This window comes from Streptomyces poonensis (assembly GCF_014650915.1).
In the GTDB taxonomy this organism is placed as follows: domain Bacteria; phylum Actinomycetota; class Actinomycetes; order Streptomycetales; family Streptomycetaceae; genus Streptomyces; species Streptomyces poonensis.
The window spans coordinates 95,536-108,551 of the sequence record NZ_BMVW01000017.1 but is presented as its reverse complement, the minus strand read 5'-3'; the positions used below and the strand labels follow the sequence as shown (position 1 = coordinate 108,551).

Below are 13,016 nucleotides of genomic sequence, written 5' to 3'. Positions count from 1 at the left end.
CGGTGCGGGGGGCGCGTCCGCTGTGCGGCTGGTGGGGGCGCTGGCTATGCGGGCGGCCGGAGCGGTAGAGCTGTCCCACATCAGCGGAGTCGGGGCGGTGAACACTTCTTGGCCGGCGGGGTTGGTGGCCTGCAGGTTGCCGTGCTCGTCCGCTGTGATGTCCAGGCCGTCGGCCTGCAGTTTGAGGGCGATGCTCTGGAGCTCCGGGTGGGTGGCGGCCTCGGCGTTCTTGACGACCAGGAGCTGGCTGAAGCCGGCCGATCCGGCCTTCAGCTTCAAGTCGACCCCGGGCAGGACCTCCGGGTAGGTGGCCGTGTCTCCGTCCACGGCGGGCTCGGGCAGCGCGTCCGGCCAGGACCAGGCCATGCTGCGGCCGTCCTTCACCACGGTGACCAGCGGACCGTCGCCGCCCCCGGAGAACTCCACGCCGACCTCGGTGGCGCGGGCAGCGTAGCTGCCGTCGCCCTGCTGCTTCAGGGTGGTGTCGATGTCGACGAGTCGACCGCCCTGACGTACCCACTGCGGCAGGGCGTAGCTGTCCTGGGTGAAGCTCCCGTCGGGGTTGGCGAAGACCTGCGAGGTCTCGCTGCGCCGGGACGTCACCTCCACCGGCTCACCTGTCCGGGCAGCCTCCTCCGACGCCCACTGCTCCGTCGACTCGGCATCCGCAGTGGCCTGTTCGGTGGCCGAGGCAGAAGGTGCCGGTAGCGTCAGAGGCAGGGCGCAGGCTGCCATGATCGCAGCGAGGAAGACCGGAACTACTCGCGCTCTTCGTCTCTTCGAGCGCACGCCGGCCGTCGTTTTTTCCATCCTGTCGAACCGCTTTCTCGGTAACTGAGTATGCCAGTGCTTTACCCAGATGACTAGCGCGAATGGATGGTGATTGTATATGGAAACCAAAAATACATAAAGATCCACAAGCGTGCAAAATTGCCTCCATTGTCCGCTACAGGCGATAGACGACAATTACATAACCCCACGTCAAAGGCACGTACAGGGGCTCCGGCCGGCCGCCACCCAGACACCCTCACGCCTCCCACCTGACCCCATTCCCGGGCAACCCGGGCGACCCGGGCGACCATGATCACGAGATGATCAATTTACTCAGCCGGGCCCTCTTTTCCTTGCCCTTTCCTTGGCTAAAGTCCATACGTTTATGTCCAAGCAAGAAGCAGGGGGAGAATCCATCATGCGGTGGAGGAGAAACTCCAATCCGCTCTCCAGACGTTCCGTGCACCGGATGACCGCGGTGGGCGTCACCACGTTGATGCTCAGCGGGGCCCTGGGCGGGCCCGTCGCCGCTGCGGCGGAACTGGAGCTGCGCAAGCTGACCGAGACCGAGCCCGTACCGGTGGACGAGGTGAAGACCTCGCCGCTGAAGCCGGTCGATCAGACCCGCGGCAAGAACCACAAGCCCGACGCCAAGGCGCACTGGCCCGAGGCCGACAAGGCCCGCCTGGAGGCGCCCACACCGGGAGCCAAGGCCGCACGCGCGCAGGTCGGCGGCCTGCCGGTGGCGCTCGTATCCCCGGGCAGGTCCGCCCGTGCCGCCCACGCGGTCGACGCCCTCGACGTGCAGGTCCTGGACCGTGACGCGGCGCGCAAGGCGGGCGTGGACGGCGTGCTGCTGGCCGTGCGCGGCACCGCGGCCAAGGAGGCCGACGGTACCGCGCGGCTGAGGATCGACTACTCGTCGTTCGCCGGGATGTACGGCGGCGACTGGGCGTCACGGCTGACCGCGTCCGTGGTGGACGACTGCGCGCTGGCCGATCCCGCGTCCACGAAGTGCAAGCCGGGAACGCCGCTGGCGGTGACGAACGACGTCGAAGCCCAGCAGATTTCCGCCGATGTCCCGTTCACCGCCGTCACTCCCGCGTCCTCCGGCACCACCGCGTCCTCTGACTCCACCGCCTCCGCAGAGTCCGCCGCGCCGTCGGCCGGCCCGTCGGAAGCCGCCGAGACGGCCCCGCAGACGCTGGTGGCCCCGGCGAAGACAAAGAGATCCGCCACCGGGCTGGCCGCAGCGGACGGCGTGACGCTCGTGGCCCTGGCCGCGGCCGCCTCCGGCCCGACCGGCGACTTCTCCGCCAGCCCACTTTCCCCCTCGGGCAACTGGACGGCGGGCGGCTCCTCGGGCGGCTTCTCCTGGAGCTACGACATGCCCACCCCGAGCGTGCCCGGCGGGTTGACCCCCGACCTGGGGCTGTCGTACTCCTCGCAGTCCGTCGACGGCCGTACCGCGGCCACCAACAATCAGGCCAACTGGATCGGTGACGGCTGGTCCATGACGCCCGGCTCGATCGAGCGCCGCTACGTCCCGTGCGAGGACGACAAGACCGACGGCAACAACCCGACCGCCAAGGTCGGCGATCTGTGCTGGAAGAGCGACAACGCCACCCTCAGCCTGGGCGGTGAGTCCAGCGAGCTGGTCAGGGACGACGCCACCGGCGGTTGGAAGAAGAAGCACGACGACGGCACCCGGATCACGCGCGGCACCGCCTCCGGCCGCGCCAACGGCGACAACGACAACGAGTATTGGCTCGTGACCACGCCGGACGGCACCCGCTACTACTTCGGCTACAACCGCATGGCGGGTTACAGCACCGCGCAGGACGAGACCAACTCGACCTGGACCGTGCCGGTGTACGGCAACCAGAGCGGTGAACCCTGCCACGCCACGACGTTCGCCGACTCCTGGTGCCAGCAGGCTTGGCGCTGGAACCTGGACCTGGTCATCGACCCGCACGGCAACGCGATGATCTACTACTGGGACAAGGAGACCAACCACTACCAGCGCAACGTCAACAGCAGCTACCAAGGGACGCTGACCCCCTACACTCGCGGCGGCCACCTCAAGCGCATCGAGTACGGGCTGCGCAGCACCGCCTACTACGGGCAGCCCGCCGGGAAGGCGGAGTTCACCGTCGCCGAGCGGTGTCTTCCCACCGCCACGTTCGACTGCGCCGCGAACAAGTTCACCTCGGCCAACGCCAAGAACTGGCCGGACGTTCCCTTCGACCAGTACTGCACCGCGTCGTCCACCTGCGAGGGGAACTCCTCCCCCTCCTACTTCACCCGCAAGATGCTCACCGGGGTGACCACCTACGCGCTCGACGACGGCGCCCTGCACAAGGTCGACACCTGGACGTTCAAGCACCAGTTCCCCTCGACGGGGGACGGGACGGACCCGGCGCTGTGGCTGGCGGCGATCACCCGCACCGCCCACGCCGGCGGCACGGACATCACCCTGCCCGACGTGACCCTGCAGGGCATCCAGCTGCCCAACCGCGTCGAGGGCGCCGTGGATGAGATCCCGCCGTACAACCGCTACCGGGTCCGCGCAATCGAGAACGAGACCGGATCGACCCTGGGCGTGACCTACTCGGCCGCCGACTGCACCGCCACGTCCCTGCCCAGCCCGGCGTCGAACACCAAGCGCTGCTACCCGGTGATCTGGTCGCCGCCGGACGCCCCGGCCGCCGGCTTCGAGCCGTACCAGGACTGGTTCCACACCTACGTGGTCACCCAGATGCTGGAATCCGACGACGTCGCCGGCGCCCCGGTCAAGCGCACCGACTACCGCTACCTGGACGGCATGGCCTGGGCTAAGGACGACGACGAGTTCACCAAGGCCAAGCACCGCACCTGGGGCAACCGCCTGGGCTACGCCCGGGTGCAGACCCTGACCGGTGACCCGGCCGAGGGCAAGCAGACGCTGGCCGAGGACCGCTACTTCCGCGGCATCGACGGCGCCAAGGTCGCCGACTCCGCCGGCACCGAAGTCACCGACCACGAATCCTTCGCGGGCATGAAGCGCGAGAGCGCCACCTACAACGGCGACGGCGGCGCCCTCATCGCCGCCACCAGCTACACCCCCTGGCACTCGGCGGCCACGGCCACCCGCTCGCGCAGCGCCGACAACCTGCCGACGGTGTACGCCTGGCGCACCGGCACCAAGGAGGAGCAGACCCGCACCGCCGTCTCCGGCAGCAGCACCCCACGCACCACCAGGACCACGCGCACATTCGACTCCTACGGCATGGTCGACTCCGTCTCCGAGACCGGTGACACCACCAAATCGGGCGACGAACGGTGCACCACCACCAGCTACGTCCGCAACACCGGCAGCAACCTGCTGGACCTGGTCGCCGAGACCCGGACGGTGGCCAAGCCGTGCGGTACCACCCCGTCCCTACCGAACGACCTGATCTCCGCCAGCCGCACCTACTACGACGACGCCACCGACACCACCACCGCACCGACCAAGGGCGACATCACCAAGACCCAAGAGCAGGACGGTGCCGGCACCGGCTACGTGACCACCAGCACCAACGTCTACGACGCCTACGGCCGCCAGACCAGGACCACCGACGCCGAAGGCGCCCCCACGAGGATCGAGTTCACCCCGCCCACCGGCCAGACGCCGACCCAGACGGTCACCACCAACGTGCTCGGCCACACCAGCACCGAAATCACCGATCCGCTGCGCGGCGTCACCACGGCGACCATCGACGCCAACGGCAAGCGCACCGACATGGACTACGACGCGCTCGGCCGCCTCACCAAGGCCTGGGACACCGGCTGGCCCAAGGCCGACCACCCGGACCAGCCGTCGGCCGAGTTCGCCTACAGCATCACCCGCACCAAGCCGACGGTGGTCACCAGCAGGACGATCAACCTCGACGGCGCGTACGACACCGCCTACACGTTCTACGACGGCTTGCTGCGCGCCCGCGAGACCCAGTCCTTGGCCCTCGGCACCGGCGGCGCCGGCCGCGTCGTCACCGAAACCCTTTACGACACCCGCGGCCAGGTCTGGAAGACCTACAGCCCCTACTACGCCGACGGCGCCCCGGCCGCCACTCTGGTGACCGGTGACGACACCAAGGTCCCCGCCGCGGCCGAGTACCGCTTCGACGGCGCCGGCCGTACCACCGCGGCCCTGGCCCTGCGCAACGGCGACGAGACCCGCCGCACCGCCACCGAGTACGGCGGCGACCGCACCACAGTCGTCCCGCCCAAGGGCGGCACCGCGACCACCACGGTGACCGACGCCCTCGGCCGCACCACCGAGAAGCGCGCCTACACGGACGCCGCCCGCACGAAGTACCTGACCACCACCTACACCTACGACCCGCGCGGCAACCTCTCCCGGATCACCAACCCGGAGGGCACCGCCTGGAGCTGGGAGTACGACGCCCGCGGTCGGCAGACCAGGGCGGTCGACCCGGACAAGGGCACCACCAGCACCACCTACGACGAGGCCGACCGCCCCGTCACCGCCACCGACGCCCGCGGCATCACCCTGACCACCGCCTACGACGCACTGGGCCGCACCACACAGCTCAAGCAGGGCAGCACCGTGCGCGCCGCCTGGTCCTACGACGACGCGGCCAAAGGCCAGCCCGCGGCCGACACCCGCTACGTCGACGGCCAGGCCTACACCACCCGCATCGACACCTACAACGACCGCTACCAACCCACCCAGACCACCACCACCCTCCCGGTCTCGGCCGGGAACCTGGCGGGCAGCTACAGCTGGACCTTCGGCTACAACAACTACACCGGCGCGCAGATCTTCGTCCTGCACCCGGCCATCGGCAACCTGCCCTCGGAGCGGGTAACCACCGTCTACGGCGAGGGCGACCAGCCGATCAAGACGACCGCGGGACAGGTCACCCTGGTCAACAACACCAGCTACGACGCCTTCGCCCGCCCGGTGCGCACCGAGTACGGCATTCTGGGCCGCAAGGTCTACAACAGCCGCGAGTTCGACGAACACACCGGCGAACTGACCCGCCGTACCCTCGACGGCGACGTGGCCCTGCGCATCGACGACACCCGCTACACCTACGATCTGGCCGGCAACACCACCCGCATCGCCTCCACGACCGGTCAGGACAACACGGTCGCCCACGACACCCAGTGCTTCACCACGGACGCCCTGCAGCGCCTGACGGATGCCTGGACGACCAAGGACGCGGCCGACACCTGCACCGGCGCACCGACCGGCAGCACGGTGGGCGGGGCGGACTCCTACTGGCACACCTACAGCTACGACGACGCGGGCAACCGCACCAAGCTCGTCCAGCACGCCACGACCAGCGCCGCCGCGACCCTGACCAGCGACTACGTCACCGGTGAGGCCACCGCTGCCCAGCCGCACGCCCTGCGCTCGGTGACCACCACCGGTGGCAGCAACGCCGGCACCGAGACGTTCAGCTACGACGAGACGGGCAACACCACCGGGCGCACCGGAGGAGCGCACGGCCAGGCCCTGATCTGGGACCCGGAGGGCCACCTGCAGGAGGTCACCGAGAACGGCAAGACCACGGAGTACCTCTACGACTCCTCCGGCAACCGCATGCTCACCCGGCAGTCGGACGGCTCCACCACCGCCTACCTCCCCGCCGACAACGAACTGACCGTCACCGCGGCCGGCGCCAAGCAGGCCACCCGCTACTACACCCACAACGCCGAGACCGTCGCCGTGCGCACCTCGGCCGGCTACTCCTTCCTCTTCTCCGACCACCAGGGCACCGCCCTGATCGCCGTGGCCTTCGGCACCGGCCAGGCCGTCACCCGCCGCAAGCAGCTGCCCTTCGGCGGCCAGCGCTCCACCACCGGCTCCACCGGTTGGCCCGGCGACCGCGGCTTCCTCGGCGGCACCAGCGACCCCACCGGCTACACCCACCTCGGAGCCCGCGAGTACGATCCGGCCACCGGCCGCTTCCTCTCCGTCGACCCCCTCTTCCTCTCCGCCGACCCCACCCAGCACAACGCCTACCAGTACGCCAACAACAACCCCGCCACCTTCTCCGACCCCACGGGCCAGGCATACGACGACTGCGTCTCCGGCGCCTACAACTGCACCTACGGCCCCGGAGGCACCGCAGACGTCAGAAAGGTCGAATTCAGCCAGGACTACGAGAAGGTCACCCGAGCACGCGGCGGAAAGCCAGCCGCCCACTACTACGCCCAGCAGCAGACCGGCGTGAAGTACACCTACGTCAAGGGACGTGGTGTCACCAGTTACACCAAGTCGCAGATGAGTCAGGCGGAGAAACTTCAGCAGCAGCGGGAGAAGGAGTATCAGCGCTATCTGGCTCAGCTCAAGATGGAACGAGAAAAGGCTGAGAAACAGGCCAAAGAGAACGAGAAGGAAAGTGGTTTCTGGAGCGGAATCGGAACCTCTCTCAAGGGTCGCTGGAACTCCTTCACAGACGATGTGACGAGCCTTGATTGGTGGAAGCACAAGGGGATTGACATCGGAATTGGCGCTCTTGCAACCGTCGGAACGACGGCGTGCATCGCGTCGGTGGTCTGCGGAGGCGGCCTGTTCATCGTCGGCGCATCGACTCTCTTCGTGGCCGGCCTTGGAGCCCACATGGCCGTGGCCAGCGAAGAAGAGCGCAGCCGCGGAGCATCCCAATACCTGTACAGAACCGCCAAAGCAGAGGCAAAAGGCATGTTCTTCGGCGCCACCTTCGGGCGAGGGATGGTAAGCGTACTCCGACACGGAGGGGCCAAGCAGGGAATAGCCGGCCCTGGACTCACCAGTAGAGGAGCATCGGATCCGCTGCTGGCTGGTGTTCCTTGGAGGTCTTGGGGCTCGACGGTGAGGGACCACATCAAGGGACTCTGGTAAACGTTCCCCGACCTAGCGGGTGCCGGGTTGACCATGCCCGGCACCCGCTGTCATCACGACTGGGTAAGCGAAGGACGGATAATGAGGCATGACCGCCATTCGTCCTATTGATCGGAAAGTAGCCGACCTGCAGTCACCATCGAAGCAATCCTGACGATCACTGCCCGCAAGACTGCACGACGTCGCGCAGGAGTCACCGATCGTGGCGACGTGAGATCCTCGGCCGCCTCGATCAGTCGCAGCGTCACACAAAGATCCATATCGCAGAACAGGTCAATCCACTACCTCACCGATCCCTTCCTGGACCTCCGGCTTGCCCCTTCAGCTGTGACGTCAACGCGGAGTCGGGAAACCGGGAGGACGACTGCTTGTCATACGCGCCCCCGGAGGTGTCGAGTAGGTTCCAGTCAGCGAGACTGACGCCAACTATCTTGTTTTGACAGCAACTGACACAACGAGAGAGGAACTGTGATATTCGATGCAGGGCGCCCGAGACGAAGGTGCGGGGGAAGAAGAAAAGGACACCGTAAGCAGGAGTTTCTCGATGCCGGCGGTCTTCCATGAAGATCGACCCTCGGCAGACGTCGGCCTTGCGGTGACGGTCGTTGCCGTCACCGTGGTCAGCCTTCTCTGGAGTGTCGGCTACGGACTCATCGTGGTCGGCGCATTCGCCACCTGGTTCCTGCTTGCCCTGGTTATCATCCGTTCTGGCGGTGCACGGGGGAGGAATACATTTGCGCGCGCATACATAGCCACCTTCGGTTGGGGGAACTGGTTCTGATTGCGTGTTTATCCCTGTTTGACCGCGATGTGTCATCTTTTCCAGCCTCGGCCGCTTCGAGGCTCCAGGGATAGATGTGCCAATGCGCCTGTGATGTGGCCGCAGGGAGCCGTTTCATTCCGACGCCTCCCGCCTCATCCCGACCGCCCCCGGTCGGCGGCCCTTTGCCCGCTGGCCGGAGCGGCTGCCACGCAGTACTACGGAAACATGGCCCGCCGCGGGAGCTACCCCAGCGATCTGTCCGACGAGCGCTGGGCACTGATCGAACCGGTGCTGACCGACTGGCGGGACGAGCGCCGCGGCCGCGGCCTGGTCATCGGCCGACCGGCCGAGCACGACCTGCGCTCGATCATGAACGCGATCCAGTACGTGGACCGCACCGGCATCCCCTGGCGCTATCTGCCGCACGATTTCCCGCCCTGGGCCACGGTCTACGGTTACTTCGCCGCCTGGCAGCACGACGGCGTCTTCGAGCGGCTCAACGGCCTGCTGCGGCGCCTGCTCCGCCAGGCCGAGGGCCGCGACAGCGAGCCGTCCTCCTGCGTGCTGGACTCCCAGACCGTCAAGACCTCCGCCAACGTGCCCCGCGTCGGCCAGGGCCTGGACATGGGCAAGCGGATCACCGGACGCAAACGGCACCTCGGCTGCGACACGCTCGGCCTGCTGCTGGCCGTGGCTGTCACCGTGGCCAGCGTCTCCGACACCGCAGCCGGAATCCGCCTGCTGTCCCGCATCGCCGCCGCCCACCCGCACGTCCGCAAGGCCTGGGTCGACGCCGGCTACCGCACCACCGCCATCGACCACGGCGCCACCCTGGGTATCGACGTCGAGCCCGTCTCCCGCCCACTGGGCAGCCGAGGATTCGTGGTCATCCCGCGCCGGTGGACCATCGAGCGGACCTTCGGCTGGCTCATGCACCACCGCCGCCTCACCCGTGACTACGAGCGGCACCCGCACCGCTCGGTAGCCATGGTTCACCTCGCGATGATCGACCTCATGGCCCGCCGCCTCACCGGCGAAGCCGCCCCGAACTGGCGCGGAACCTAACCCACCGGAACCGAACGCCAATCAGCGAACCAAACACTCAATCAATTATGCGTGTCCACCCCGACAATGATCTCTGTTTGTTCGGACTGCCTCACAGGAACGATCACGGCAACCATCTCCCCTCCGCCGCAGCTGCAGACAACAGCACGCCGGGCGGCACGACGGTCAGACCTGTGACGGTGCCGATGCAAGGCCCCTATGCGGACATGCACGCCCGCCCGACGGCTGCACCATCCCCGGCACGGGCGGCAGATCGCACTCAAGGCATCCACGCGGAGCCAGGCAGGATACGGGCCAGACCGCGCCGCGGAAGGCACCCCTCATCCTCACAGGCAGGATAGATGACCAACGAAGCCCCCGAGCAGCGTGGTTGAGACGTCAGACATCTCGATCAACAGTCCGGGGGACTCGCTTGTTGCACCTCGCGGACCGTCACCTGATCGGTCGCCGCCTCGAAGAAGCTCAGTGAAGGCGAGATTGCGGTTGTCAACGCTGTGGACGAGGCATCGTGCCGGCTCGGCACTCGGAGCGAGGGCTGATTGAATGATCCAGTGATCGAACTAGTGATTGCCTTGGTGGCGGCCGGGCTGGTGGGCTGGCTGTTCCACCGGAAGGCGAAGCAGCGTGCGGACAGTGCCGCTCAGGGAGATGTGATCGAGGTTCCCTGCCTGCTCATGCATCCCTCGGTGGCAGGCCGCTGGCTCCGAGGACGGATGGTGATCGGCCCCTCGACGACGGCCTGGAAGCCCCGCACCAGGGCCGGTGCGGCAGTGTCACTTCCAGCAGGCTTGCGGCAGGTCAGCGTGCGTTCACCTTCGCTGCGCGAAGCAGTAAGGATCAATGGCGGCTCCCGGATTGTCGAGTGCACCTCTTCCGAAGGTGCTGTTCTCGTTGCCGTGATGCCGAATGAGTTGGAACACGTGATCACAGCTCTGGGCAGGAGCGGATCGGAATAAGGTGCGGCTCCTGGCTCATACAAGATTTCTGCAGGTATAGGGATGCTGCTTGTTCCGACAATAGTGACGGGCGCGGCGAGCATGGGTGTGGGTGTGGGAATGACGGGATACTGGCGCTGGCGGCACAGGAAATCATTCCAGGCGTTCCTCATAACTGCTGGTCATGGACGAAATGTCCCTGCGATGACTGGTGGGATCGCCGTATAGAGGGAGGGGCGCTGAGGGTGTGCGTTCCCTGTAGTGCCACTACACGTCTCCCTGATGGTGAACAACGCAGGGCGCGGGACGGAAGGGACAGCCACACGGCTCCCCTGCCATCTGTTTCCCACTGGTACGCCAACAACAACCCCGCCATCTTCTCCGACCCGACCGGGCAGGCCTACGGCAACTGTTCTCCGGCGCCTACAACTGCACCTACGGCCCCGGAAGCACCGCAGACGTGAGAAAGGTCGAATTCGGCCGGGCCTACGAGAAGGTCACCCGAGCACGCGGCGGAAAGCCAGCCGCCCACTGCGACGCCCAGCAGCAGACCGGCGTGAAGTACACATATGTCAAGGGGACGCAGCGTCACCAGCTACACCAATTCACAACGAAAGTGAAGATGACCGTACCGAGACGGCGTTCCTAGCCGATATTCTTCGATATTTTCATCGTAAAGCCGGGAATCTGGATGAGCGTCGCCGTGTGTACGGGTAGTTTCCGGACCGGATGGCAACGAATACCTGTATACGTGATACCCGCTGGAGTTGCCGGACGCGTCGCTAACAGCAAAGTGATACTGCTTGAAGGCGCGCTCGCAGTGATCAACCCCCTTGCGCACCCATATCGTTCCATCAGCAATGATTCATGGGGGCTTGGTCAGTGACGACGGCACGCTACAGGTACGTTTCGGTGGGGAGAGAGCGGCGAACACCGAGGGTGAGGAATACCTCGTGGTCGGTTTCGCCGGCTCGCTGCTCAACCGCGTTTCAAAACCTTCGACAGGGCGGCCACCGAACTCAAGAGGTATCGCAACAGAGGACGACGAGTGCCCGGGGCGGACGGCCCGGGGCGGCGCAAGTTGGTGGCTGATGCCGTCGCGGAGGCAATGCTGCTGACGGCGGCCGTCTGCGCGGTGTGCGCCATGGTCATGAGCTGAGCTCATTTCAGAAGCTCTGTCGTTAACTGGCCGGGAACCAGGGGCTGGCCCAAAGGGCTGCGGTGGTCAGTCACTGGCCGGGTGAGCGGGCACGGAAGAAGGTACGCACCTGTTGTTGGCGGCCGGGCCAGGTGGTGGCGATGTTGGCCAGGCATGCCTTGAGGACGGCCCAGATCCGCTCGACGGTGTTGTCGTGCGGGCGGCTGTTGAGAAGTTGCCGCCGCTCGTCTCAGTTCAGCGGGTGCCGTGGCGTGCTCCCTGACACATACACGAGAAAGGTGGCCCACGCGGTAGGTGACAGTGAGACCTGCCGAGCAGCGGGATATTTGGAGTCGCGTATGTGGATGGCGGTGGGAGCGGTGGCCACTTCGACGCAGTTCGAGCCATCGCCGCTGTAAGTGGACTTGCGCCAGTGGACGGTCTGCACGGCCAGTTCCTCTCAGAGCTCCTTGAAGCAACGGTGAATTAGGTCGCGTGACTTTGTGCTGCTCAGCGCGCACGAGCCCATGCGCTCCAGTACGGCACGGTACTTGCTCAACTGGATCTCCGCGTCGAGGAAGTCGCAAGCTCCATGCTGCAAATCCAGCTGGACCGTGTCGAGCTGTGCGACAGGTCCCTCGACGTAGTCGAAGGACTGCCCTGTGGTGGGGAAGCTGCTTGTGCCGAAGGGAACCACCTGAACGGTGACGTGGGGGAGTTCACTCATGTCGATCAGGTGCTTGAGTTGACTTCGGGAGACAGCGGGACCACCGAAGCCCATACGGAGGGCCGCCTCGTGGATGATTGCCGTGTACGGGGGCGGGTCTTCCCGGTGGAGGGCGCCTTGCCGCTTGATGCGGTGCGTGAGGCGGTATTCGATCTCGTACTGCCGCATGGGGGGCACCACTGCCTGGAACAGAGAACGGGCGTAGTCGGTGGTCTGCAGCAGTGCCGGAATGTGGATGACGAGCGCCGCGTGCAACGCGACGGCGTGATGCTCCAGTTCGGCAAGCTCGACGAGCGCGGCTGGTACGTGCTCGCGATACTCCTCCCACCAGCCGCGTACCCGTCGGCCGGTCATCGCGGCGAGGGCTTCGATCAGCGACTCGTCGGTGCAATCGTAAGCGTGTGCCATGGATCGAACCCGGTCGGCGCTGACAGGCGTACGGCCGGTTTCGATCATGCTCACGCGCGCTTGGTTGACGCCGAGGAGCACGGCGGCTGCAGTGGCGGTGAGCCCGGATCGCTCACGTAGTTTGCGCAGCTCAATGCCTAATCTCCGCTGCCTCAGTGTGGGATTGCTGGTGGGCGGCACTGTCTTTCCTTTCTGGTCGTGACACGGCGTCTACACTCCCTCACACAGGTGAAGACTAGATTCTTCTCACGCATTCAGTGAGATGTATCTCACCCTCTGTCCTACGGTGGTCACATACCACTCAACAGCCCGCGTCCATAAGCCGGAAGCGC

Annotated in this window: 6 protein-coding genes and 2 pseudogenes; 4 read left to right on the top strand and 4 right to left on the bottom strand. The window is 66.3% G+C overall.

All coding sequences use genetic code 11. The features are described from left to right. Positions 1–609, bottom strand: a pseudogene (locus IE242_RS31005) (VCBS repeat-containing protein); the annotation flags it as partial. Positions 610–1,240: 631 nt separating this feature from the next. Between IE242_RS31005 and IE242_RS31000 the strand changes: the two are divergent. The 4 genes from IE242_RS31000 to IE242_RS30985 all read left to right on the top strand — a co-directional run bounded on the left by IE242_RS31000 (position 1,241) and on the right by IE242_RS30985 (position 10,432). Continuing rightward, positions 1,241–7,648 carry an RHS repeat domain-containing protein gene (locus IE242_RS31000; RefSeq protein WP_229859668.1) on the top strand — a complete coding sequence of 2,136 codons (6,408 nt, stop codon included), beginning with the start codon at positions 1,241–1,243 and terminating at the stop codon, positions 7,646–7,648. Between the two features lie 478 nt (positions 7,649–8,126). Next, positions 8,127–8,429: a hypothetical protein gene (locus IE242_RS30995; protein ID WP_189865211.1), complete on the top strand. Its 303-nt coding sequence runs from the start codon at positions 8,127–8,129 to the stop codon at positions 8,427–8,429. Positions 8,430–8,636: 207 nt separating this feature from the next. Beyond that, positions 8,637–9,476 (top strand): IS5 family transposase, encoded by an 840-nt coding sequence (locus IE242_RS30990; protein WP_189865209.1) that lies wholly within the window; start codon positions 8,637–8,639, stop codon positions 9,474–9,476. 551 nt (positions 9,477–10,027) lie between these two features. Continuing rightward, positions 10,028–10,432 (top strand): hypothetical protein, encoded by a 405-nt coding sequence (locus tag IE242_RS30985; RefSeq protein ID WP_229859666.1) that lies wholly within the window; start codon positions 10,028–10,030, stop codon positions 10,430–10,432. A 1,211-nt stretch (positions 10,433–11,643) separates the two neighbouring features. Here the strand turns inward: IE242_RS30985 and IE242_RS38955 are convergent. From IE242_RS38955 to IE242_RS30975, 3 genes and pseudogenes are all read right to left on the bottom strand, one after another. Beyond that, positions 11,644–11,769, bottom strand: a pseudogene (locus tag IE242_RS38955) (IS630 family transposase); the annotation flags it as partial. Between the two features lie 30 nt (positions 11,770–11,799). Continuing rightward, the gene (locus IE242_RS30980; protein WP_189865206.1) at positions 11,800–11,997 is read right to left on the bottom strand and encodes a DUF397 domain-containing protein; all 198 of its coding nucleotides are present in this window, start codon (positions 11,995–11,997) and stop codon (positions 11,800–11,802) included. 12 nt (positions 11,998–12,009) lie between these two features. Next, positions 12,010–12,864 (bottom strand): helix-turn-helix domain-containing protein, encoded by an 855-nt coding sequence (locus IE242_RS30975; protein WP_189865204.1) that lies wholly within the window; start codon positions 12,862–12,864, stop codon positions 12,010–12,012. Positions 12,865–13,016: the final 152 nt, after the last annotated feature.